The sequence below is a fragment of the Bacillus sp. FSL M7-1020 genome (assembly GCF_038050415.1).
Taxonomy (GTDB): domain Bacteria; phylum Bacillota; class Bacilli; order Bacillales; family Bacillaceae_G; genus Bacillus_A; species Bacillus_A toyonensis.
In genome coordinates, this window is sequence record NZ_JBBOTW010000001.1 from 3,814,679 (window position 1) to 3,838,316 (window position 23,638).

Here is a 23,638-nt window from a genome sequence, read left to right on the forward strand (position 1 = left end):
AATAACAGAAGTCCTATTTATAACATAGATTGTGAAAAGCTTTTCAGGTCAAGATTTTTTCATTCTACTTATTTTCCCTTTATAATAAGTAAAGAGGTGATGCATATGGCCAATATAAAACAAATCGCTAAAACTGCTGGTGTATCTATATCAACCGTTTCCCGTGTCTTAAATAATCACCCTTACGTAAAAGAAGACAAACGGAAACGAGTTCTAGAGGCGGTTGAAGAATTAAACTACGCAAAAAATATAAATGCTATTCATTTAATAAAGGGGAAAACATATACAATCGGGGTTATGCTCCCTTTCATTAATGTCCCTTACTTCAGTACCATTATTGAAGGAATCGGAAACGAAGCGTTAGCAGCTGGATATCACATTAATTTATGCCAAACAAATTACGATAGTATTGAAGAAATTCGTGTTCTTGAAATGATGAAAATGAAACAATTTGACGGGATGATTATTTGTTCTCGAACGAGTTCATGGGAACAAATCGAACCTTTCGCAAAATTCGCCCCTATTATTTCATGTGAAAAAATGAACCACCCCCTCATTTCATCTGTCTACGTAGATCATTATGAAGGATTCCGGCTCGGTACTGCATATTTACTAAGTAAAGGCCATGAAAAAATCGGAATTTGTTTAGCAAGAAAAACGAGTGTAAATTCTATGGAACGTGAAAAAGCGTTTGCTGATACACTTCATAACGAAGGTCAAACGTTACATCCTGAATGGATTTTTCATCAATGCTATACAATGCAGGACGGAGCACAAATACTCCACCGTATTTTACATATGAAAAATCGTCCAACTGCTATTTTCACAGCGAATGACCAAGTAGCTGCCGGTTTATTAACAGAGGCAAAGAAACATGGTGTTCGCGTCCCTGAAGATCTCGCTATTTTAGGATTCGATAACCATGAAATTTCAAAGGCGTTAGAAATTTCGACTATTGAACACCCTGGTCTTACGATGGGATCACGTGCTTTTACCTTATTCCATAAACAGATGCAGGACGAACAAATAACCGGGAACTCAGAAGAACTTCCATTCCATTTAATTGAGCGAAAAACAGTCTGAAAAGGAGCGTTAACTATAGCACTCTTTTTCAGCTTTTCACCTATTGACTTTGTGTTTTTTATCTCATATAATAAACCTAACGAACGGTAGGTAGGGGATGAAAATGACAGCAAATCGCATTAAAGCTGTAGCACTTTCTCATTTCGCACGCTACGGCTATGAAGGAACTTCATTGGCAAATATTGCCCAAGAAGTTGGGATTAAAAAACCATCGATTTACGCACACTTTAAAGGAAAAGAAGAGCTATATTTCATATGCTTAGAATCTGCTCTTCAAAAAGATTTGCAGAGCTTCACAGGCGATATCGAAAGCTTTTCCAATTCGTCCACTGAAGAATTGCTATTAAAATTATTAAAAGGCTACGCAAAACGATTTGGTGAAAGTGAAGAATCAATGTTTTGGTTACGAACTTCTTATTTTCCGCCTGATGCATTTCGCGAACAAATTATTAATAAAGCAAATGTACACATTGAAAACGTCGGAAAACTTTTATTCCCGGTATTTAAAAGAGCAAGCGAACAAGATGAGCTGCATAACATTGAAGTAAAAGACGCCTTAGAGGCTTTTCTATGCTTACTCGACGGTCTTATGGTTGAACTACTATACGCAGGTTTAAATCGTTTTGAGACACGTTTAGACGCTTCTTGGAAAGTATTTTGGCGCGGACTTTCAAACTGACGGATTGCTCCTTTGCAATGCGTCGTTTTTAAGCCCTTTACCTAACGACTGGTAGGAAGGAGAAATGACATATGGCATGGATTTATGTAATCATCGCTGGTATTATTGAAATCTTTTGGGTGATTGGACTAAAAAAAGCGGAGGCACCACTTGAGTGGGCTGGTGTTGCGCTATTAATTACAATTAGTTTCGTCTTATTATTTAGAGCTTATAAAGATTTACCTGTCGGCACTGTATACGCAGTCTTCACAGGAATCGGAGCGGGCGGAATCGTTCTTACAGAAATTTTCATCTTCGGGGAACCGTTCTCTATCGTAAAAGTTTTATTAATCGGTTTAATCTTCTTCGGAGTAATTGGTTTAAAACGAGTAACAGAAGAAAAAGAAACGAAGGAGGCCGCATAAAATGGCTTGGGTATTTTTAATTCTAGCTGGTATTTGTGAAATTATTGGTGTACTCTTTATGAAAGTAGCCACTGAAAAGAAAGGCTGGGCACCAAAAGTTATTTTAATCGCTAACTTCGGCGTAAGCTTCTTCTTCTTATCTCTTGCGATGGACACATTACCGATGGGAACTGCTTACGCGATTTGGACTGGAATCGGAACTGCCGGAAGTGCACTTCTAGGCATTCTTATTTTCCGAGAATCAGCGGATTGGCGTCGTCTTGCCTTCTTAAGCTGCATTCTATGCGGCGCTGTTGGCTTAAAACTATTAAGCTAACGTGAGGTGAATGTCATGTGGAGAGAAAAAGGAAAACAAATGTTAGCATGGATCACACTCGTGATCGCCATTCTACTGCAAGTAAGTTTTCATATAATAGAATGGTTGTTTCATAAAGTATTATCCATTCTTGCATTCCTTCCGAACATGACACTTGAAATTTTATCTATCGTTTGGTCCATTATCGCCTCCATTGCAATCGTAATTATATGGAGTATCGCCAAGCTATATAATAAGTTATTTAAAAAGGACAGTTACTCTGAAAAAGAGTAACTGTCCTTTTTTATATAGATTCAGACTTTCTATAGAAGTTTGATGTGATAAGACAAAGCAGACCAACTACGACAACACTCATACCAATTCCTTTATGCAAACTAGGAAATAGCACTGGTATATCCGAATAAAAGTTTGCTAATATGCAACCAATTGAAACTAAAAGTATTCCTATTCTATATAACCATTTTCTTTTGTTCATCATTCTCCCTCCTAAAATTTTTCATACACTCCTTCCTTTTGGACATACTACCTAAAAAAGGAGTGGATCCTATGCAAAATTCTATACATAAACAGATCCTATTTTTATTTTTCCTCTTTCTCATTCTCATTATCGTTTTCAGCTTTATATTACATACTCCAAAAGATGTTGTACCGAATAGCCTCTCTGTTTATAAACTATTACTTTCACATTGTCGATATTGAAGAAGGTGCCTTTTATGAGGCACCTTTTAAAATTCTCTCTTCTCATACAATTTCATTGAAACGAAGGCAGATACTATGAACATGCATATTGAACTAACGAATAATAAACTGTTATATAGTTGGATTTGTTCCAGGTTGATTTCAAAGAACATAGTACAAATGGCTGTCGGTGCTATTAGCATGAAAAGCGTAATAAAAATAGCTTTTTTATATGCTAGCCAAAATGATATCGGTAAAACAAAGCTTAAATATATTAAAATAAAGCTAATACTAGCAACCATTGTCGTTTCAATAAATTCAAATAGGTTAACCCCATTCTTCATTCCCATCGTGAAACAACCGACTATTACACTTATAAAAAGAATAATAATTGCTACTATATATTTCGCATACACAATTTGTTTTCTCGATATTGGTAAACTATTTACTATCACTTCACTCTCATTTTTACTATCTGCTTCAAATGTTTTTACTGTTGCCCCAATTGTAATAATTACTGACATAATTATGAACAGATTTTCCGTATCTGTTAAGGCCATATAAAAGAAAATAGGATACAGTATGTACCAAATTAAAAATTTCCATTGAATGATGAAATCTTTTAAAATTAATTGCTTAATCATGTATTACACCTCCTAACATGAAAATGCCCCTTCTATAACTCTGCCTCCTGAAACATTTTCATTGAGAGTAACATTGATATGACTATACTTACTAACACTCCGATACCAAGAACACTCATCGCTACTGTAGCATCCTCAGAGTGAAGTACTTTTAACATAATTGTTTTATCACCAAAAACATTACACATAAGGCCAATCATACCCATTAAAGGAAAAATCATAATTACATACAAGACAGTAGTAGCTTTATTTCCTCCGATGTAATTAGTAGGTATCATTATCACACAATAAATCAAAGTTGCTACTATTGCTGAAAACATTGCATATCCAGGAATAACTATATCTCTGTCCAACAAAATATTTCCTAATATTACGACTATAAAAGTTGTACTCAAACCGACTATAATAAATAATGTAGTTGAAATATATTTAGCTATAACTATCTCTTTTCTCGTTATAGGCAAACTCACTAATACTTTTTCTGTTTTACTTTTTTCTTCATAATAAAAAGAAATATATATAATCATACTACATGTCATAAATAACCCTATTGCAATCCCCATCGGTTCTACAGAATTCCTAAAAATCGATAAAACGGGTATTAAAAAATAGAAAGGAATCATCTTCTTCTGTAAGAAAAACTCCTTCAAAATTAACTGTTGCATATGAATTCTCCTCTCTATAAATCACGGGCTCCATAAATTTTAATTGTTAGAAACATAGAAGCGATATAAATACTAACTAATGTAATGAATCCAACTATAAATACACCAATATGCATAGGATTCATAATCCACTCAATGAATGAAGGTGCTATTCCATTGATCTCATCACTAATAAATATCCAAAGTATCCCTCCGACTCCTATTGAGGCTGCTGATACTATACTTCTTACTACCTTCGACTTTGTACCATAATAACTAGGGAAAAACGTGACAACCAAAAATACGGCGTAAACAGCTCCATTTATTATTTCATACCACGGAATTTCAATGTATAGATTAGGATGATATGCACCGATATCACCGATGACCACAATGCCTCTTATAAGAAAAACAACTAACATCGTAGAGAGCATGCCACCTACAATAAATATTGCACAGGAAATATATCTAGCAATTATGATATCCTTTCGACTTAACGGTAAACTATTTATTACAATGTCACTTTTATTCCTTTCATCCATATAGATTAGCGTCATAACGGAGGAAAGGGTTATAAATAGACAACTCATCGGAAATAACAATTCACTCCCGGGCTCAAGTAAAAAGAACATAAGGGGCATAATAAGATTCACTAACCAAGTTACCCGAAAAAAGAACAAATCTTTATAGATGAGCTGACGCATAGGCACCTCTCCCTTTCGCAGTGTAAACGATAATATCATCTAATGTAGGCTTTTCTAGTACAACCTCATTTCCAAACCAATCGATAATTACTTGTTTATCCTTCGCTAAACCTTCAAAACCAAATTTATTTTTTCGTAATCCAACAAATAGCTCTTTTCCTTCTCGATCCAATAAATCATTACTTCCCTTTACGATTACGTAGCTCTCCATTAATTCATCTTTCTCACCAGTAAATATAATTTCCCCATCGTTGATAAAAGTAATATAATCTGCGATGCGCTCTAAGTCTGTTGTAATGTGCGTTGAGAATAATACAGATACTTCATCTTCCATTACAATTTCTTGCAATATATCAAGCAATTCACTTCGAACAACTGGGTCCAATCCTGCTGTTGGTTCATCCATAATAATAAACTCTGCATGATGCGAAAGCGCGATGGCAATCGCAAATTTCATTTTCATCCCTTTAGATAACTCTTTAATTTTTTTATACTTTGGAACTTGTAATCTCTCCATATACGATTGATACTGACATTCGTCCCACTTTTTATATAGCGGTGCAATAATACGCTTCATTTGTTCACACGTTAAATCTTCGTAGTAATGATTTTCATCATATACAAAGCCGATATTTTGTTTTATTTCCTTTTCTGCTTTCTTATTGTCCTTGCCAAAAATTTGTATATCGCCGCTCTCTTTTCTAATTAAATTCATAATCATTTTGATCGTCGTACTTTTCCCAGCACCATTCGGTCCGACAAATCCCATAATATATCCACGTGGCAGCGTAAAACTTATATTTTTCACTGCAAAATCTTGATATCTTTTACAAATGTTTTTTAGCTCTAACATTCCTTATTCCCCCTCATATAAACACGCAATCATCTGCTGTAAATCTTCAAGTGAAAGCTGCAACACTTTACTTTCTCTCACAATTTCTTCAGCCTTACTTTCCAATAAACGTAAGCGCTGTTCTTTTAATAGTTCATTGTTTTTACGTGAAACATAAGTCCCCTTCCCAGCAACAGTTTCTATATATCCTTCTTTTTCAAGTTCCTCGTACGCACGCTTCGTTGTAATTACACTAATTTGTAATTCCTTCGCTAAGCTACGAATAGACGGCAGTTGGTCTCCCCCCTTTAAACCACCATTTAAAATAAGCTGGCTTAATTGTTTCCTTATTTGTACATAAATAGGGTCTTGGGAAGAATTCGAAATAATAATATTCATGTTTTCCTCCAGTGTGTATATACTGTATATATCTTATATATACAGTATATACACACCATCCTATTTTTGGCAAGAAAAAAAGACCAACATTTTCCTGTTGGTCTTTCGTATATGTATCACTTTTCAAAGCGATCTAACATTTCGTCTCTCATTCCGAAACTAACAACCGCAATTCCTACATACATAAACAGAAGGAATGCCGGATGAACTGTATTGTACCAGCTGCTATCAACAATTAAATAAATCGTTAACGCCACAACAAGAACAAACGCTAAAATAAACATATAAAAGTGTCTTGTACTACCCATGATAAACTCCTCTCTACTCTCTGCACCATTCAACAGTATATTTTATCGAATAATTCGATATGACTCAAGGTTAACTTTCTTTTATGTAATCAAGTTCTACCTTTACAATGTCCTCACATGCTATTGAAATGATTGTTCCTTGTTTATCAATCGCCGTCACTTCTCTATTATCCATTACACGATGTGCTACTCTTTCTAAAACTTTTCCTTGGTCTCGATAGCAAAATTCTTTTACATCTTTAATTGTTTCTCCATTTTCTAAATGGTATACCATTCTATAACATCGATATCCCACACTTTCACCCCCGCCTTGCTCGTTTTTTCACATATACATAAAAATGAGTAATTTTTGCCTCATCACATCTTCTTAATTTCAATAAAATTCTAACAAAAATAAATACTTTTATCAAACCGACTTTTTCAACAAAACTACCTATAAAACTACATCTTTACACAATTATGAAACAAAAAATATAAAGTTTTAACATTTTCTTCACTATTTCTGCATAAAGTGAAACTTTAATCAGTAGGGATTTTTGTTCATCCCCACTGATTATTAGCCTTCACCAATCGGGCATTTACGGACAGGTTATCTCCCACCTGGCTTCTTTGCACCAGCTAAGTTTTGAGTTGGGAGTTTTACTGTCCACAAATAGCGGGACAAATTCTCCAAACAAAAAAAGAACCCGCATGTAGCGAGTTCTTTTTTATTCTAATCAAACTTGTACAGGAGCAAGCTTTTCATAACGTAAAACAGGTTTACGAGCAGCCATCGTTTCGTCTAAACGTTTAATAACTGTAGTGTGCGGTGCTTCTTGTACAACTTCTGGATTTTCTTCTACTTCTTTAGCGATTTGAATCATCTTATCAATGAAACCATCTAACGTTTCTTTTGATTCTGTTTCTGTCGGTTCAATCATAATACATTCTTCCACATTTAATGGGAAGTAAATTGTTGGTGGGTGGTAACCGAAATCAAGCAGACGTTTTGCAATATCTAATGTACGTACACCAAGTTTCTTTTGACGACGACCTGATAATACAAATTCATGCTTACAATGTCTATCGAACGGAAGATCATAGAACGGCGCTAATCTTCTCATCATATAATTCGCATTTAATACAGCATACTCAGTTACTGCACGTAGTCCATCTGGACCCATAGAACGAATGTATGTGTATGCACGAACGTTAATACCGAAGTTACCATAGAATGGTTTCACACGCCCAATTGCTTCTGGACGATCGTAATTGAAGTGGTAGCCATTTTCCGTTTTCTCTAAAATTGGTTTTGGTAAGTACGGAATTAAATCAGCTTTCACACCTACTGGACCAGAACCTGGACCACCGCCGCCATGCGGACCTGTAAATGTTTTATGAAGGTTTAAATGCACAACGTCAAATCCCATATCTCCTGGGCGCGCTTGGCTTAATACCGCATTTAAGTTTGCACCATCATAGTATAATTTACCGCCTGCATTATGGACGATTTCAGCCATTTCTAAAATATTTTCTTCGAATAGACCTAATGTATTTGGATTTGTTAACATAAGTGCTGCTGTTTCTTCGTTTACAACACGTTTTAAATCTTCTAAGTCAACAAGACCATGTTCATTCGATTTTACTGTAATTGTTTCAAAACCAGCTACAGTTGCAGATGCTGGATTCGTTCCGTGAGCAGAGTCAGGAACAATTACTTTCGTACGGTTAAAGTCACCATTTGCTTCATGGTAGGCACGAATTAACATTAAACCTGTCCATTCTCCGTGTGCACCTGCTGCTGGTTGTAATGTAACAGTATCCATACCTGTAATTTCAATTAAATGCTCTTGTAAGTCGTACATTAATTCCATTGCACCTTGTACTGTCTTTTCATCTTGAAGTGGATGAATATTTGCAAATCCTGCAAAACGAGCTACATTCTCATTAATTTTCGGATTATATTTCATCGTACAAGATCCAAGTGGATAGAATCCAGAATCCACGCCGTGGTTACGGTTTGAAAGTGCTGTATAGTGGCGCATAATGTCAAGTTCAGATACTTCTGGTAGCTCTGCATCTTCTACTCGAATATAATCGCTCTCAAATACATCTTCTAGTTTCACTTCTTCTACATCTAATTTGGGTAAGCTATATCCTACGCGTCCTTCTTTAGTCACTTCAAAAATAAGTGCTTGGTCTTGGTTCTTCATTGGATAGCCCCCATTTCGTTTACAAGTGTGTCAATTTCCTCTTTTGTACGAAGCTCAGTTACTGCTAACAGCATATGATTTTCTAATTCTTTATAATCACGGCCTAGATCATAACCACCGATAATATTCTTTTGTAGTAATGCGTCGTTTACTTCTTTCACTGGACGTTTGCAATCTACAACGAATTCATTGAAGAATGGTCCAGCAAATGTAGCTGTGAAGCCTTTCGCTTCGAATTGACGTTTTGCATATTGTGCTTTAGAAATATTTTGACGTGCCATTTCTTTCACACCTTGTTTTCCAAGTGCCGTCATTGCAACAGAAGCTGCTAATGCATTTAACGCTTGGTTTGAACAAATGTTAGATGTCGCTTTGTCACGACGAATATGCTGTTCACGTGCTTGTAGCGTTAATACAAATCCACGTTTACCATCTGAATCTACCGTTTGTCCGACAAGACGTCCTGGAATTTTACGCATAAATGCTTTCGTTGTTGCAAAGTAACCACAGTGTGGTCCACCAAACTGTGTTGGAATACCGAATGGTTGTGCATCACCGATTACAATGTCAGCACCGAATTTCCCTGGTGGTGTTAATGCGCCTAATGATAACGGGTTTGAAGAAACGATAAATAATGATTTTTGTTGATGAACGATTTTTTCAATATCAGCTAACTTTTCAACTTGTCCGAAGAAGTTTGGATATTGAACGATTACACAAGCAACTGTATCGTCTACTTCGCTTTGTAATACGTCTAAATCTGTTACACCATCTTTATGATTAATTTCAACAACTTCTAGATGTTGACCTTTTGCATAAGTTTCAAGTACTGCTCTTGATTCTGGGTGCACTGCACTAGATACAAGAATTTTCTTTTTACGAGTATGGCCAGCCGCTAACATTGCCGCTTCAGCTAAAGCTGTACCTCCGTCATACATAGAAGAGTTTGCTACATCCATTCCTGTTAATTCACAAATCATTGTTTGGAATTCAAAGATTGCTTGTAATTCCCCTTGTGAAATTTCTGGTTGGTATGGCGTGTAAGCAGTATAAAACTCTGAACGAGAAATAACATGATCAACAATTACTGGAGCATAATGATCGTATACGCCTGCTCCTAAGAAAGAAGCATATTCTTTTAAATTAGCATTTTTACCAGCCATTTGAGATAGCTCTTTTAAAAGCTCTGGCTCTGATTTTGCTTCTTTAATTTTTAAATCCCCTTTAAAACGAACACTCTCTGGAATATCAGAGAATAATTCGTCGATCGTTTGAACGCCGATCGTTTGTAACATTTCTTTTTTGTCTTCTTCTGTCATTGGAAGATAACGATGCAACATGAAATCTACCCCTCTCCCCGTTACTTTGAACGTTTATAAAATGGTGTTGGAACAACTACTGCTTTGACGCGTTTATTACGAATTTCAATTTCTACTTCTGTATCAACTGCTGCGTATTTTACATCAATTAGTGCTAAACCAATGCTTTTCTTTAACGTTGGAGATTGTGTACCACTCGTTACTTCCCCGATTTTTTCTTCTCCTACAAATACAGGGTAATGCGTACGAGGAATACCGCGTTCGATCACTTCGATGCCGACTAATTTACGAGATGCACCGTTTTCTTTTTGCTCTTTTAACGTTTCTTTTCCAAAGAAATCTGCTTCTTTGTTTGGTTTTACCGCAAAGCCAATTCCTGCTTCAATCGGTGTAATATCTTTTGATAATTCTTGTCCGTATAACGGAAGTGTTGCTTCAAAGCGAAGTGTATCACGAGCACCTAAACCACATGCTTTTAAGCCCTCTTCTGCTCCAACTTCAAGAAGTTTCTCCCAAAGTTTTGCAGCATCTTCACTCTTACAGTAAATTTCGAATCCGTCTTCACCTGTGTAACCTGTACGAGATACAAGTGCAGGAATTCCATCTACAAGAATATAGTTTTTAAATTTAAAGAACTTAATTTCTTTCAAATCTTCTGACACAACTTTTTGTAAAATGCCTTCTGCTTTTGGTCCTTGAATTGCAAGCTGCGCAACTTCACTAGAAACATTGACTACTTTCGCATCGCCAATTACATGACTTGCTAACCATTCGTAATCTTTCTCGATATTTGATGCATTGATTACTAATAAATAGTCTTCTTCACCACGTTTGTAGATTAATAAATCATCTACTGTACCACCATTTTCGTAGCACATAGCTGTATATTGTGCGCCTCCTACCTTTAAGGTAGATACGTCATTTGTAACAACACGTTGTAAAAATGCTAAACTATCTACACCTTTTACCTCAACTTCTCCCATATGAGACACATCGAACAAACCTGCCGCTGTACGTACAGCTTCGTGTTCTTCTTTAATGCTTGAAAATTGAACTGGTAATTCCCAGCCACCAAAGTCGATTGTTTTCCCACCATACTTCGCGTATACATCAAATAACGGTGTACGTTGTAATGTAATCATGCTCTTTCCCCCTTATGCTCTGACAAATCAATAAAAGTTGCTTCCCATATCTAAACATTTTCATTCTGAAAAGATAGGATATACGGAATCTCACTATATTTTTTTATGAAAGCGTAAATAAAAAAGTACTTTCTTGGATAAAATACGAAAGATTCCACACATTTCACACCATTATCCTAACATCATTCGCTATATTTCATCAATATTCTAGCATAAAAAATAATTTAGAATTTTTCATTCTTAATCTTACTAAATACAACTTTTGAGATTTAATGCTTATTATTGTCTATCATATAGCCTTTAATAACGATAACAAAGCCTTCTTTCAAGGCGAATCATTATACATGTAAAAAATAATTACTTTAACTTATAAAAGGTGGGAGAGTCGTAATGAATGTTGATATTTCCGTAGATCGGACGTGGCAAAACAATTTTTTAAATAGAATTGAAGAAGATGGTCCTTGGACAAACTGGGATTTATACCATTTAGCTTATGAAACAGAAAAATCGTTACTTGTTCCTACTTTCGATGGACTACAAGCACCGAAGCACTTATCCCATTTCACACCGCTTCCTCATCAATTAGAAGTCGCTCAAAATGTTATTGAACAAATGAACGGTAAAGCGATACTAGCCGACGAAGTAGGGCTTGGAAAAACAATTGAAGCTGGACTTATTTTAAAAGAATATATGGTGCGTGGGCTTGTGAAAAAAGTACTCATACTCGTCCCAGCCTCTCTCGTGTCACAATGGGCATACGAACTAAATACAAAGTTTTTCATTCCAGCTGTAGCTCAAAAGAAAAGCTACTCGTGGGAGCAAGCTGACGTGATCGTATCATCAATTGATACTGCAAAACGTTCACCACATCGCGATATCGTTTTGAACTTAGAATATGATCTTATTATTATCGATGAAGCACATAAACTAAAAAATAATAAAACAAAAAACTATGAATTTGCACAGCGATTAAAAAAGAAGTTTTGTTTATTACTAACAGCTACTCCTGTTCAAAACAAGATTGATGAAATTTTCAACCTTGTTTCTTTATTAAAACCAGGACATTTGGGCAATCAATCCAACTTTGAAGAATACTACGCTTCAAAAAATCGTTCAGCCGAATCAGATGAAGACTTAAAAGCTCTCATTAACAAAGTAATGGTCCGAAATAGACGTCATAATACCGGAATTGATTGGCCGAAGAGGCATGTACGTACAATTTTTGTAGAGTTTAATAAAGAAGAGCAAGCTTTATATAATGCAATTGAACACTGGGGAGGACGAGATGCCTTCACATCTGCTTTCTCATCCTTAACATTAAAACGCGAGGCATGTAGTAGCCGTGAAGCTGTGTACTATTCATTAAAAAAGCATGTAGAAAAACGTCAGAAAGAAAATGAACAATATATAAAAGATCCATATATTGATGTACTAATGGACAATATTAATCATATTCCATTCAACTCAAAAGCAAATAAAGCTCTTGAGCTTATAAAAGAAATTGACGATAAAGTCGTCATCTTCACGGAATATCGAGCGTCACAAATGTACTTACAATGGTTTTTACAGCAGCACGGCATTTCTTCCGTTCCGTTCCGCGGTGGATTTAAACGCGGGAAAAAAGATTGGATGAAGGAACTTTTCCAAAAACACGCGCAAGTATTAATTGCAACGGAAGCTGGCGGAGAAGGAATTAACTTACAGTTTTGTAGCCATATGATCAATTATGATTTGCCATGGAACCCAATGCGTCTTGAACAAAGAATTGGACGTATTCACCGTCTTGGTCAAAAAAATGATGTTCATATTTATAACTTAGCTACAAAGCATACTGTTGAAGAACACATTTTGAAACTGTTATATGAAAAAATAAATTTATTTGAGCGTGTTATCGGTGAACTCGATGAAATTTTAACAAGAATTAATATGAAAAACATCGATGCGCATATTCAAGAAATTTTTGCGCAATCAAAAAGCGAAGGAGAAATTCGAATTAAGATGGAAAACTTAACATCTATTATCGACTTTGCGAAGCGAAATGAAGCTGAGGTGCAAGGCTATGCAGCAACATGAAATCCATAATTACTTAAACAATTTCTTTGAAGCGAATAACTGCGAAATTTTAGGACGTTCCCCTCACCTATTAGATGTGCAGTTAACAATTGAGATGGATAAATTATTAATGAACCGCCCTTTCTATTGGCACTATCTTGAAAAAACAGGAGGCGTACCGAATCCGATGCGCCTTACTCTTATTACAAATCCAGAAAACGAAGAAAACGATGGCGAACTTATTCACTACGGTTCACCACGACTACATCAAATTTTCCAGACAACGAAAGAATTAGGCTCTTACATACGTTTATATGAGGAAATAACGCATAACGGGGCAACGCATACACCGCTCCATCCTTGGCTCGGTGTAAATATAAAAGTGTCTTATCAATGTGATCGAAAAAAAGACATCCTTCATTCCATTGGTATTCATCTCATCTCTGGAACAATGATGGCAAATTTTCATGAAACATTAACTAACATTAAACTTACACCGAAAATACCTGATTTTTGTTTTACGCTCTCTCCTATCATTAAGCCTCAAAGCGGCTTACAACGTATAGAGGACGCTTTAAAAAATATAATTGCAGAAGATGATCATGCGTGGGCGAAAGAAGCGAGGGTACGTTGGAATCACGATTTAGATCTTTTAAATCGTTTTTATGAAGATAGTGATGAACTTCCTGAAAGCTATGAAATTGAAAAACAAGCCTTGCAAGAACAATATGAACCACGTATTACAGTGCAAATTATTAACGGTGGCCTCTTTTATGTTACCGCTAATCATTTTCTATCTTAAAAAAGCTCCTTCCGTTTTTAGAAGGAGCTTTTTTTTATTTATTTTCTATCCTACTCGCTATCGTCACTACGCTCTTGCTGTTTTTTCTGTGCCATACGTTTCTGCTGTGCACGATCCTTTGCGCTCACATGATTTGCATCAGTTGGAAGGTTTTCTTTCGAACGTCCAATTCCATTGCTCATCTTTCCCACTCCTTTTTACGTTTTTCAAAACACATGTTTATTTTCAGCTAGAGTTACAATCCTTATACAAAAAAATAAGAGCAGCCATTGGCTACTCTTACTCACTCACATATTTTTGAAACATATCATGGATGCCTTTATTTACGAGGTTCGAGATCTGTTCGTCAGATTTATTCGGATAACGATCGCGCAATCTGATAGATGCCTTCACCATTAAATTTTCTAATACAGAACGGCCACCTTCTCCATAAATAATTTCAGCATACTTAACAAGCCTTCCATCCTCTACTGTTGCTGGATTATGATTGAAGAAAAATTTACTCATTGTTTCCACCTCTCTCTTTGATAACGTTTACATTTATATATTTTATTTATGTTATTTATTTCACAATATTGTATGCACGTATATTTAATTAGTTTCATTATAAAGCAACATATCGATAGTACATATGTGATTTTCCGTCTATTTTGTGAACAAACCAAAAATGAAAGCGTTTCCTTTATTATATACTAAAAAAACTTACTACGCTAGGGGCAATTTTTTCAATCTACTAATCCCTCAAAAATTGATATATTTTTTCTTTTCCAATCAAACCTTATACAATTTTCAGAAATTATATTATAAAATATATGTATGACTTAAGGAGGATTTGTATGAATCAAAATAAAAAAGCTATATTAGATCTTGTCTTTTATCTCGTAATCCCATTCCTCATTTGGAAATTTGCAAAACCTTATATTGATCCTTATTACGCGATGTTAATTTCCTCTGTTCCGGGGATTATTTATACACTGTATACCTTTAAAAAAGAAAAGCAGTTTAACGTGACAGGATTCTTTATTTTAATTACACTCATTTCTAATACGACGGTAGATTTATTATCTGGATCAGCTGAACGAATGTTGTGGAACGATGCGTATTATCACATCGTACTCGGTATTATCGTCATATGTACAATTTTTATAAAAAAACCACTTATGTTATATTTCGCAGCAGATATTGCAGCACTACAAGGGCATGACCGTGATAAAAGTCGTGAACTGTATCGTGATAGTCGTATATATCCAGCACTACAATATTTAACGCTATTTTTCGGGCTTCAATTTATATTAAAAAGCTTTTTAAAAATTTATTTCATCTCCGTTTTCGGTGTAGATGGCTACGGTGAAATGAGAGCGATTATGACTGCTGTCGGCTGGGGCATTTCAATTTGTATCGGAATAGGGTTCGTATGGGTGAACAATAAAATACATGCGGTTACTGAGGAAAAAGAGTCTGTACAGTAAATGAAAATCCCCTAGTATATAACGCTACTAGGGGATTTTCATTTTGCTAGACATATGACTAAAAGTTAACTTGATTTTTTCCTTTTATTTTTTACGTTTCGATAAAATAAAGCTGCACTAAGCGGCATAACACCAAACCATTTATTTAAAAATGGCTCTTTTTCAGAGCGGCGTTGTTCTTTCTTTTGTTTACGATCTTCTTTTGGTGCATCCATATATGACACAAACTGCTGCGTCACAAAGCGAACATAATCATTAGTAGACATATTATCATCACCTCTACTTGATTAGTATGTCCACTTTTTTATTCATTAATCTTTTCCTTTAATTCATTCATAATTTGCTTTACTGACTTATTTGTCGTGTCGATATGAATATGTGCCTCTTCATAATACGCTCGGCGCGATTCGAATTTCGTTACAAATGCCTCTATATCTTTCTTCTGAAATAGTGGTCGTGTCGTATCTTCACGAAGCCTTTCTGCAATTACATGCGGATCACAATATAAATACACGACAGTCCCGTTCTCTTTCATCCACTTTCGATTTTCCACTCGCTCAATAATCCCTCCACCAGTTGTAATGATTGCATTATGAACTGGTAGTGAACGTAACATCTCACTTTCATATTCTCGAAAAGTTATTTCGCCTTCTTCTGCAAAAATATTTCGAATTGCCTTCTCTTGCTTCTCTTCGATTTTTTGATCTGTATCTACAACATCCATTTGCAGTTCTTTACTTAACGCTTTTCCAATTGTTGTTTTCCCAGCTCCCATATAGCCGGTTATGTATATAGATTTCATTTTCTGTCCTCTCAATCGTCATGTATTAATTGTTATTATAACGAAAGATGCTACTTTGTTTAATAAAAAAACGTTTTGTTCTTCTTATACTAAGAAGAACAAAACGTAACATACTCGCTTTTACCTATAAGTACCTCTTCTCACCCACTGCGTTGCAATCCATTTCTCGCCTTTCGTTACAGATGCCCCTCCATGTAACGTAAGCTCATTTAGTGATTGATCTTGATAAAAATACTCAAAGTATACTGCCATTCCCTTTCTAGGGTGTACAGAAAGATTTAATTTCGGGAAGAACGTTTCTCCGCCTTCTTCTACATCATTTAAGTACATTACAAGCGTGCTAATACGATTATTAGCAGCTGATCTACTATGTTCCGCAAAATAATCATAGTGCGCTTTATATTGTTGATCCACTTCATAATTTAAAATGTGCAATCCTTCTCCATGCGTCACCGGAACATTCATGATAGATGAAATACGTTTTTCAATCTTCGAAGTAAGTTCATTCTCTTCCAAAAATGCGCCGCTACTTGTTCGGATATCATTTACATCACGTGCTGAACCAATTGTAGAACGTTTTATTTTATTTTTAGACATTTCAATTAATTCGTTGCATTCTTCGTCACTTATTACATTTCCTAATACGACGATAAGAGGTTCTTCGAATTTCGAAATAATTTGTATTTCCCTATCTTCTGTCATAATCGTATTTCCTTTATGATCAAAAATAGTTTGTTCTTTATTTTCACCTATTTGATTGTTATTTGTCATTTCCCTATTCTCCCTAAAAAAAATGATTGGATAGCATGAATATATCATATTCTTTCTACCTTTCTCTTTTTTGAGAAAATTTAAACTTTTGATCGTTATATTTATCCATTTCCCAAAAGAAATTGAAGCTCTTCACAATGGAAATTCATGGTTTTACTCCGCATACTTTACCTGTCATCCTTCTATCCAATCAAATATTTTCTCATCATTTTTTCTATACCGAAAGCTCACCGTATAGAAAATTCTTTGTTTTGTCTCGCACTGCAAAGAAACGAGAATCATATCATTTTCAAATTCGTACTTTCCACTCACTTTTCCCTTTGTATATGGAAAGAAAAAGGTACCATCTCTTTCTGTTTTCTGTAAGTCTACTTTTATATCTGCAATAGCTCGATTAATCAACTCTTCCACTAAAAATTTTTTCTCTATTTCAGTATAAAATTTTTTATCAGAAAGCAACATATTCGTTTCGTATACAAAAAAAGAGGTTAATAAAATTAAAAAAATGATTGTTGCTGGCATTGTAAATCCATCTTGTTTTTTCATTCCTTTATTTCCATTTCGCTATATCTTACAACTACACCTTCATGTATTTCCCCACTAGTATCTTTCATATTTATAAAGAGCACATGAGGTGTTAGTTTGTACGAAACATTGCCAACCTTTTGTAATATAACTTCCCTTCCACGCATATTCACTTTTCTTATAAGATGATTATTCACTTTTTCATATATCACTTCATCCCCATTACGCAAACGGAAGCGTAAAATACTACCTTTATTTTCAAGGGCCATTATATGTTCCCCAAACGATACCTCACGAAACTCCAGTTGTACTTGGCCTAAAAATAGATACACCCCTTTTATTTGTTTTTTTATCCTTGTAAATATCTTATTGTATCAGCATTTTTACTCATGAGCTTTTCAAAATGTTTTCTATCTTTTTAAATAAAGTGGGGCAAAGGTGGGGCATTACTAAGAAAGAGGGGGGGCAAAAGAGCTGGATTTCCATTCAGCTCTTTTTATTGAAACTCCAATATGAAGTTAGAAGATATTTGAATTGAAGAAGAATTTAAAAATACATAAACACATTCATATAAAAACACACCTCAAAAAGAACAGATTGAACGTATCCTTATCGGATCGATATAAACACGAGTGGGGCTATTTTTATTTTTTTTAAAAAAACCTCTTCATAAAAGAACGTACATTCGTATATAATAAGAACTAACGTTCTGTTATTTAGGAGGAATAACGGTGTATGACTATTCAATATTGCCAAATCGAATTGTTTTATGTGTAGATCTTCGTAGCTTTTATGCTTCAGTCAGTTGCATCAAGATGGGATTAGATCCACTTCATACTAAATTAGCTGTAGTTGGTGATGTTAACAGAAATGGCTCAATTGTATTGGCTGCAACACCACCATTAAAAGCGTTAGGCGTTAAGAAAATGGCGAGGTTGTACGAAATACCTCATCGTAAAGACGTTCTTGTAGTAAATCCAATAATGAGCACTTACATAAAATGTTCCAATTTCATCACAAAATTAGCTCTACAATACGTTCCTGTTGAGGATTTCCACCAATATTCCATCGATGAGTTCTTCATGGATATTACGGATAGCATTCATTTGTTTGCTAACGACCCATATGAGTTTGCATTGAAATTCAAGCGTGAAATATATGCGAAGACACGAATTGAATGCACGATAGGAATTGGTCCTAATCCTTTAATGAGCAAAGTAGCTTTAGATGTGGAAGCAAAGAAAACGAAAGATTGCATAGCATACTGGAAGTACGAAGATGTACCCATAAAATTATGGCCAATACGACCACTCCATAAGTTTTGGGGGATTTCGGGTAAAACAGAAGCAAAGTTAAATCGAAAAGGAATACATTCCATCGGAGACTTAGCGCAATACCCACTTAAATATATAAAACAAAGTTTTGGCGTTATTGGTGAGGAACTACACTTACATAGCAACGGCATTGATTATAGCCGTATATCAGAAAAATATGTTCCAGCAACAACTTCTATTGGTAAAAGTCAAATACTTATGCGTGATTACACCATAGAAGAATTCCCGATTATTCTACTGGAGCATATCGAGGAAGTTTGTTATCGAATGCGAAGACAAAACAAACTCGCTCAAACTATTCATTTTTCCATTGGTTACAGCAAAAATTATTCCGGTGGTTTCAGAAAAACTCACACTATGAACCGACCAACAAACTTAACAATGGATATTTATAAGATTTGTACATATTTTTTACAAAAATTTTATACTGGGGAACCCATTAGATCTATCAATGTTTCTTTAACTAACTTAATTAATGAAGGCGAAGAACAAATCTCACTATTCGATAACGTAGTACAACGAGAAAAAGAAATGAAACTAACTAAAGTAATGGACGAAATACGCACTAAATTTGGAAAGAACAGCATATTACGAGGAATTTCGTATACAAATAGTGCAACAGCAAGATACAGAAACACATTGTTAGGGGGACATAAAGCATGAACAACGCTAATATGCCAAAAGGAAGAGGAATGGTTAAATGGACTCCATTTGCTGCAATGCCGGAGCAATTCGCTGGTATCCGTGAGATTGTTAAAGAAAAGGCGAAAGTAGAACGCCCGACATTAACCCAAGATGAACAAGAACTGATTGAGAACATGCTATTATGTTCGTTGCTTTCTGAAGAAGAAATAATGATTACATATTACGAAGGTGGTTTTTTACTTACCAACTATATGACCGTCGTTGATATTGATCCGCTGAATAAATCTATAATTTGTACAGATGCATTTTATAATAATATGACGTTGAAATTTATCGATATTATTGATTCTAAATAAAAAAAGAATCTTACAGTTTTCTTCTTAAATTTTGATATAATAATATAGTTGGTAATATCAATTAGGGGGAAAATTGTATGAAAAAAGCTTTTAAATTCGGTTGTTTTGGGGTTATTGCATTATTTGCAATCGTTATTATTGCACTTATTATCGATATATCTAATGACGATCCAAAAGAAAAAAGCAAACCGAAGGAAACTGTTGCAGTAACTGCTAAATGGGAAGAGAAAGTTAAAGAAATTGCATCGAGTGATAAATCTACAACTGAAAAGTTTGATGAAATAAGCAAATATGCTAAGGATTACAAACCATCCAAAGATGAAGTTAAACAATTCGGTGACGAAATCATTAAAGAATATAAAGATAAAAACTATATTAAAGATGTATCTAACCATGAATACATGCTAAAAAACCTTTTCAAGTCACAAGTTGTCGATAAAAATGCATCAGATAAAAATTTAAAAGATTTCGCATTTGATTTCTGGCAAAACTCTAAATATAATTACCGTGGCGTAGAAAATGCAACAAGTAGCGCTACTCAAGCTAATGAACGCCAAATGGATAAAGCTTTAAATAAAATGAATAAATAGATTTTGAATAGAAGAAATAAAAAAAGCCGCCCAATTTTGACATGGACGGCTTTTTGTCACTTTACCTATAAGTTTGCCGCAATTGGAAGCATAAACTTGCCGGAATTCACTTGTTTTAGAAGATATTTATCTAATTGTTCAAAGAAAATGGAAGCATAACTTTGCCGTGGATTAATTATTAACCCATAAACTTGCCGTGAATTCTGTTTGTTTGTAATAAAGTTTGATCAAAAACATGCTACAAACGTTGATTTTATAATAGATTCTTTTCCAGTAGATTTAAGATTGTTTTTTATAAAAATGGTTGATTAAAATTACACATGTTAACCTTACTATGTGATTCTCTGATTAATAAAACGCAAAAAAAATTTGGGAATAGTAACATCTATACATTACCATTATCCTTTTTTTTATAGAAATGGTTCGAATTCTCGACAATAATCCATCCTATAGTTATTAATGTTATAGAAAATAATCTAAGACCCACTCTATACATATAATCTAAATCTTTAAGATAAAAGAAAGATAATATCCCTATAACAGCACCAATTATCCCAATAATCAAACCTTTATATTTTTGTAAAAACATATAGTTACCCCTTTCATGTAAACAAAATATCCCATATTTAAACAATACTAAATTATGGAATATTTTTAAAGGATTAAAACGTTTTTATATTCAGTTTATACATCATGTTTCTTTTATTAATAAAAATATCCCTATAGATAAGTAAATCCAAAGGGATAAAACGATTAACTTTTTTTATAATCGGTACGAATTTATTTCAAAGCTACAGAAAGCATAAGTTTACCGCAAACAAAAAGAACCATAAGCTTGCCGTTTCGGAAAACTTATGGTTCATATCACACTTTTGTTTTACTTCACATATACATAGGCTTCATTTGCTGTTACATAGTATGTTTTACCTTTGCTATTGTGTACTTTATATTGTGGTGAACCATTTACACTTACTTTTGCATCAATTGTGAATCCTAAACCTGTATCTACAGAACCAGCAACATCTTTATCTTGCCAAGATGGAGCGTCATAGAAACGTAGATTGTTAACTTTAGATACAACGCGTTTCCCTACAATAGAAGAATCTACTGTACTTTTCTTATTAAACTTCACATAAGATGGATCGTTTTTAATCCATTGCTCACCGCCAAGATTTAACCAACCATCTTTTTCAGCCCACACAATATAAGATTCTGATTTATTTAACTGACGAATCTTAGAATAGCTTGTACCAGGTCCTTTTCGTAAGTTAACGTTGTAGCCTTCAATATAAGCAATACCGTCTGTTACAGCTGTTGGTACTTCTTCTGGTTTAGATGGTTTTTCAGGTACAGAAACATCAACACTAGAATTATTGTATGCTCGTTGTACATCTGCTCTAAATTGAGCTTCTGAAACGCCATGAGACTTTAAGTAGTCAATTGGATCTTCATGATCCGTACCGCCAAGGTGATGAGTTACATCGCTATGTGTCCATAATCCTTTTTCTACAGATATCTTGTTGTCTTTTAAAATTTTTGCTAAAAGCTTTACATACTTTTCATAAGAACGCTTGAATTTTGTATAGTCCGCTGTTTCGCATAACTCTACGTGTACAAAGCGTTTATTTGCAGCAGGCCCACCGCCATAAGCAATGTACTTTGTATCAGCGATTTGGATTGTTTCGTTCCAATCGACTGCATAGTGAACAAAAGCATTTCTCCATGTACGAGACTCATATTTTTGGATATTAATAGCCGGAGCTTCTGGAGTAGCTGTAGAATGAGCTACAACACCCTCATATGCACCAACGCCATAACGGTATGGTTGTTTCGGTAAATCAGGAATAATAAGTGTTCTATCAGCAAAAGCACTTGTTGCAATAGATAAAACTAAAATAACCGCAAAGACTACAGAAGAAATATGTTTTAATGTCTTTTTCATTTTTCATCAACATCCTTTTTCATAATTTTTGTGTGATCAAATAATCCACTTGCTGACAGCCCAATGATGATTCCTTGAAATACATTTGTTTTGATATCTCCGTCCAAAAATAAAACGCCTAGCGCAATGCCAAGCGTTAAATTCAATAACGGAACATATTTTGTTTGTAATCCAATTGTTTTGCCAATTTGTGAAAGACCAACTATAATGCCAATCATTACTGTAATTTCAAACATTACATACCACCTCCTTTCAGTAAGAAAGTCAGTGCTGCCCCAACAAGTCCGCCCACAATAAGTCGTAATATCCAGGTAGTATTGGCGCCGATCTTATCTAACTGTTTAGTGATATTAATAATGTCTTTTTCGTTACCTGTCGTTCGCATTTCTAAGGTTTTAATTTCCAAACGAATGTCTTTGATATCTTGTTTTATTTCTTGAACATCACTTTTGATATCTTGTAAACCTTCCACTTTGACCACCTCATTTCAAAATAAAAAGAGAAGCGAAATCGCTCCTCTTTGTTATAAAAACCGTATTTTATTCAAAATTAAAAACAGCTCATGGCTGCCCTACTTGTTTACATGTATTTAGTTAATACTGATCTGCTGATAATGCTCCTTCTATCATTCTATTTTCTACTTCTTCCACATGTTCAATTATCACTTCATCAGAAGCCCCTGGGCTCTTTCCAGTTAGCTTTACATAATCTTCGGCACAGATAAGACTTACTTTACCGAAAAGCTCAATCTCGTAAACTTTGCCTCCTTTATTGCATAAGTCACATGCAGTAGCAATGCGCATATTCAACGTGCCATCAGAAAGTCCCCAAACTTCAACTTTTGTATCTTCCTTAATACCGCAAAATTCTAGCATATCGTTTGGAATGCTCACGGTGACTTGATTTTCACCTTTCTTCAAATCAACTACTCTACCTAAGAATGGTGACTGTTCATTAGGTGGCATTGGACGCATAAATTTGTCTGGATTCATACTCATCTCCCTCT

General features: G+C 34.8%; 34 protein-coding genes and 1 pseudogene. 12 read left to right on the top strand and 23 right to left on the bottom strand.

The window, feature by feature from the left end; genetic code table 11:
• The first annotated feature begins 105 nt into the window (after window positions 1-105).
• From MHB70_RS19405 to MHB70_RS19425, 5 genes are all read left to right on the top strand, one after another.
• Entirely contained in the window at window positions 106-1,083 is a 978-nt protein-coding gene (locus tag MHB70_RS19405; RefSeq protein ID WP_001273954.1) for a LacI family DNA-binding transcriptional regulator, read from the top strand.
• A 97-nt stretch (window positions 1,084-1,180) separates the two neighbouring features.
• Complete coding sequence (locus MHB70_RS19410) at window positions 1,181-1,762, top strand: TetR/AcrR family transcriptional regulator (RefSeq protein WP_002005730.1); 582 nt, start codon at window positions 1,181-1,183, stop codon at window positions 1,760-1,762.
• Window positions 1,763-1,833: 71 nt separating this feature from the next.
• A complete protein-coding gene (locus MHB70_RS19415) occupies window positions 1,834-2,166 on the top strand; it encodes a DMT family transporter (protein WP_000312340.1) in 333 nt (110 codons plus the stop codon).
• A 1-nt stretch (window position 2,167) separates the two neighbouring features.
• A complete protein-coding gene (locus MHB70_RS19420) occupies window positions 2,168-2,482 on the top strand; it encodes a DMT family transporter (RefSeq protein WP_000312621.1) in 315 nt (104 codons plus the stop codon).
• A 15-nt stretch (window positions 2,483-2,497) separates the two neighbouring features.
• Window positions 2,498-2,755 (top strand): DUF3975 family protein, encoded by a 258-nt coding sequence (locus tag MHB70_RS19425; protein ID WP_000267969.1) that lies wholly within the window; start codon window positions 2,498-2,500, stop codon window positions 2,753-2,755.
• 10 nt (window positions 2,756-2,765) lie between these two features.
• Here MHB70_RS19425 and MHB70_RS19430 read toward each other — a convergent pair whose 3' ends face one another.
• The 11 genes from MHB70_RS19430 to gcvT form a co-directional block, all read right to left on the bottom strand.
• Window positions 2,766-2,957, bottom strand: coding sequence for a hypothetical protein (locus MHB70_RS19430; protein ID WP_061529598.1), 192 nt, complete (start codon window positions 2,955-2,957; stop codon window positions 2,766-2,768).
• A gap of 250 nt (window positions 2,958-3,207) precedes the next feature.
• Window positions 3,208-3,804 (bottom strand): ABC-2 transporter permease, encoded by a 597-nt coding sequence (locus MHB70_RS19435; protein WP_000595335.1) that lies wholly within the window; start codon window positions 3,802-3,804, stop codon window positions 3,208-3,210.
• Window positions 3,805-3,836: 32 nt separating this feature from the next.
• The gene (locus tag MHB70_RS19440; protein ID WP_001186576.1) at window positions 3,837-4,469 is read right to left on the bottom strand and encodes an ABC-2 transporter permease; all 633 of its coding nucleotides are present in this window, start codon (window positions 4,467-4,469) and stop codon (window positions 3,837-3,839) included.
• A gap of 14 nt (window positions 4,470-4,483) precedes the next feature.
• Complete coding sequence (locus tag MHB70_RS19445; protein ID WP_001249435.1) at window positions 4,484-5,152, bottom strand: ABC-2 transporter permease; 669 nt, start codon at window positions 5,150-5,152, stop codon at window positions 4,484-4,486.
• Window positions 5,133-6,005, bottom strand: coding sequence for an ABC transporter ATP-binding protein (locus tag MHB70_RS19450; RefSeq protein ID WP_061529599.1), 873 nt, complete (start codon window positions 6,003-6,005; stop codon window positions 5,133-5,135). The genes MHB70_RS19445 and MHB70_RS19450 overlap by 20 nt, the downstream gene beginning before the upstream one ends.
• 3 nt (window positions 6,006-6,008) lie before the next feature.
• Window positions 6,009-6,383: a GntR family transcriptional regulator gene (locus MHB70_RS19455; RefSeq protein WP_001021357.1), complete on the bottom strand. Its 375-nt coding sequence runs from the start codon at window positions 6,381-6,383 to the stop codon at window positions 6,009-6,011.
• 116 nt (window positions 6,384-6,499) lie between these two features.
• Window positions 6,500-6,691 carry a hypothetical protein gene (locus tag MHB70_RS19460; RefSeq protein ID WP_000535934.1) on the bottom strand — a complete coding sequence of 64 codons (192 nt, stop codon included), beginning with the start codon at window positions 6,689-6,691 and terminating at the stop codon, window positions 6,500-6,502.
• A gap of 70 nt (window positions 6,692-6,761) precedes the next feature.
• Window positions 6,762-6,965, bottom strand: coding sequence for a DUF3929 family protein (locus MHB70_RS19465; protein ID WP_002039587.1), 204 nt, complete (start codon window positions 6,963-6,965; stop codon window positions 6,762-6,764).
• A gap of 442 nt (window positions 6,966-7,407) precedes the next feature.
• The gene (gene gcvPB, locus MHB70_RS19470) at window positions 7,408-8,883 is read right to left on the bottom strand and encodes an aminomethyl-transferring glycine dehydrogenase subunit 2 (RefSeq protein WP_000795710.1); all 1,476 of its coding nucleotides are present in this window, start codon (window positions 8,881-8,883) and stop codon (window positions 7,408-7,410) included.
• Window positions 8,880-10,223 carry an aminomethyl-transferring glycine dehydrogenase subunit 1 gene (gene gcvPA, locus MHB70_RS19475; RefSeq protein ID WP_000903224.1) on the bottom strand — a complete coding sequence of 448 codons (1,344 nt, stop codon included), beginning with the start codon at window positions 10,221-10,223 and terminating at the stop codon, window positions 8,880-8,882. Before gcvPA ends, gcvPB begins: the two co-directional genes overlap by 4 nt.
• A 20-nt stretch (window positions 10,224-10,243) precedes the next feature.
• Complete coding sequence (gene gcvT / locus MHB70_RS19480; protein WP_061529600.1) at window positions 10,244-11,344, bottom strand: glycine cleavage system aminomethyltransferase GcvT; 1,101 nt, start codon at window positions 11,342-11,344, stop codon at window positions 10,244-10,246.
• A 390-nt stretch (window positions 11,345-11,734) separates the two neighbouring features.
• Here gcvT and MHB70_RS19485 point away from each other — a divergent pair, with 390 nt between their 5' ends.
• Entirely contained in the window at window positions 11,735-13,417 is a 1,683-nt protein-coding gene (locus tag MHB70_RS19485; RefSeq protein ID WP_001100044.1) for a DEAD/DEAH box helicase, read from the top strand.
• Complete coding sequence (locus MHB70_RS19490; RefSeq protein WP_061529601.1) at window positions 13,404-14,198, top strand: YqhG family protein; 795 nt, start codon at window positions 13,404-13,406, stop codon at window positions 14,196-14,198. Before MHB70_RS19485 ends, MHB70_RS19490 begins: the two co-directional genes overlap by 14 nt.
• A 50-nt stretch (window positions 14,199-14,248) precedes the next feature.
• Here MHB70_RS19490 and MHB70_RS19495 read toward each other — a convergent pair whose 3' ends face one another.
• Window positions 14,249-14,380, bottom strand: a complete 132-nt coding sequence (locus MHB70_RS19495) for a hypothetical protein (RefSeq protein WP_000064664.1) — start codon at window positions 14,378-14,380, stop codon at window positions 14,249-14,251.
• Window positions 14,381-14,477: 97 nt separating this feature from the next.
• Complete coding sequence (locus MHB70_RS19500; RefSeq protein ID WP_000032702.1) at window positions 14,478-14,705, bottom strand: hypothetical protein; 228 nt, start codon at window positions 14,703-14,705, stop codon at window positions 14,478-14,480.
• Window positions 14,706-14,777: 72 nt separating this feature from the next.
• Between MHB70_RS19500 and MHB70_RS19505 the strand changes: the two genes are divergently transcribed.
• Window positions 14,778-14,894: a GTP pyrophosphokinase gene (locus tag MHB70_RS19505; protein WP_080451822.1), complete on the top strand. Its 117-nt coding sequence runs from the start codon at window positions 14,778-14,780 to the stop codon at window positions 14,892-14,894.
• A 140-nt stretch (window positions 14,895-15,034) separates the two neighbouring features.
• Complete coding sequence (locus MHB70_RS19510) at window positions 15,035-15,667, top strand: VC0807 family protein (RefSeq protein WP_001073100.1); 633 nt, start codon at window positions 15,035-15,037, stop codon at window positions 15,665-15,667.
• Between the two features lie 65 nt (window positions 15,668-15,732).
• On the opposite strand, the gene MHB70_RS19515 is transcribed toward MHB70_RS19510, so the two are convergent.
• The 5 genes and pseudogenes from MHB70_RS19515 to MHB70_RS19535 form a co-directional block, all read right to left on the bottom strand.
• Window positions 15,733-15,933, bottom strand: coding sequence for a YqzE family protein (locus MHB70_RS19515; protein WP_000106086.1), 201 nt, complete (start codon window positions 15,931-15,933; stop codon window positions 15,733-15,735).
• A gap of 38 nt (window positions 15,934-15,971) precedes the next feature.
• Window positions 15,972-16,469 carry a shikimate kinase gene (locus tag MHB70_RS19520; protein ID WP_000836652.1) on the bottom strand — a complete coding sequence of 166 codons (498 nt, stop codon included), beginning with the start codon at window positions 16,467-16,469 and terminating at the stop codon, window positions 15,972-15,974.
• 120 nt (window positions 16,470-16,589) lie between these two features.
• Complete coding sequence (locus tag MHB70_RS19525) at window positions 16,590-17,240, bottom strand: 2OG-Fe(II) oxygenase (protein WP_000183876.1); 651 nt, start codon at window positions 17,238-17,240, stop codon at window positions 16,590-16,592.
• Window positions 17,241-17,414: 174 nt separating this feature from the next.
• A complete protein-coding gene (gene comGG, locus MHB70_RS19530) occupies window positions 17,415-17,786 on the bottom strand; it encodes a competence type IV pilus minor pilin ComGG (protein ID WP_000743702.1) in 372 nt (123 codons plus the stop codon).
• Window positions 17,783-18,112 (bottom strand): annotated as a pseudogene (locus MHB70_RS19535) (competence type IV pilus minor pilin ComGF); the annotation flags it as partial. The gene comGG and the pseudogene MHB70_RS19535, both read right to left, overlap by 4 nt.
• Before the next feature lie 384 nt (window positions 18,113-18,496).
• On the opposite strand from MHB70_RS19535, the gene MHB70_RS19540 reads away from it, so the two are divergent.
• The 3 genes from MHB70_RS19540 (at window position 18,497) to MHB70_RS19550 (ending at window position 20,690) form a co-directional block, all read left to right on the top strand.
• The gene (locus MHB70_RS19540; RefSeq protein WP_061529603.1) at window positions 18,497-19,762 is read left to right on the top strand and encodes a Y-family DNA polymerase; all 1,266 of its coding nucleotides are present in this window, start codon (window positions 18,497-18,499) and stop codon (window positions 19,760-19,762) included.
• Window positions 19,759-20,100: a YolD-like family protein gene (locus tag MHB70_RS19545; protein WP_061529604.1), complete on the top strand. Its 342-nt coding sequence runs from the start codon at window positions 19,759-19,761 to the stop codon at window positions 20,098-20,100. Before MHB70_RS19540 ends, MHB70_RS19545 begins: the two co-directional genes overlap by 4 nt.
• A 77-nt stretch (window positions 20,101-20,177) precedes the next feature.
• Complete coding sequence (locus tag MHB70_RS19550; protein WP_061529605.1) at window positions 20,178-20,690, top strand: hypothetical protein; 513 nt, start codon at window positions 20,178-20,180, stop codon at window positions 20,688-20,690.
• A gap of 385 nt (window positions 20,691-21,075) precedes the next feature.
• Here the strand turns inward: MHB70_RS19550 and MHB70_RS19555 are convergent, their stop codons facing one another.
• The 5 genes from MHB70_RS19555 to MHB70_RS19575 form a co-directional block, all read right to left on the bottom strand.
• Complete coding sequence (locus tag MHB70_RS19555) at window positions 21,076-21,279, bottom strand: hypothetical protein (protein ID WP_061529606.1); 204 nt, start codon at window positions 21,277-21,279, stop codon at window positions 21,076-21,078.
• 288 nt (window positions 21,280-21,567) lie between these two features.
• Entirely contained in the window at window positions 21,568-22,632 is a 1,065-nt protein-coding gene (locus tag MHB70_RS19560; protein WP_061529607.1) for an N-acetylmuramoyl-L-alanine amidase, read from the bottom strand.
• Window positions 22,629-22,868 carry a hypothetical protein gene (locus MHB70_RS19565; protein WP_061529608.1) on the bottom strand — a complete coding sequence of 80 codons (240 nt, stop codon included), beginning with the start codon at window positions 22,866-22,868 and terminating at the stop codon, window positions 22,629-22,631. Before MHB70_RS19565 ends, MHB70_RS19560 begins: the two co-directional genes overlap by 4 nt.
• Window positions 22,868-23,104: a hemolysin XhlA family protein gene (locus MHB70_RS19570; protein WP_000398724.1), complete on the bottom strand. Its 237-nt coding sequence runs from the start codon at window positions 23,102-23,104 to the stop codon at window positions 22,868-22,870. The genes MHB70_RS19565 and MHB70_RS19570 overlap by 1 nt, the downstream gene beginning before the upstream one ends.
• 121 nt (window positions 23,105-23,225) lie before the next feature.
• On the bottom strand, window positions 23,226-23,624 hold the full coding sequence (locus tag MHB70_RS19575) for a hypothetical protein (protein WP_061529609.1): 399 nt from the start codon (window positions 23,622-23,624) through the stop codon (window positions 23,226-23,228).
• Window positions 23,625-23,638 lie beyond the last annotated feature (14 nt).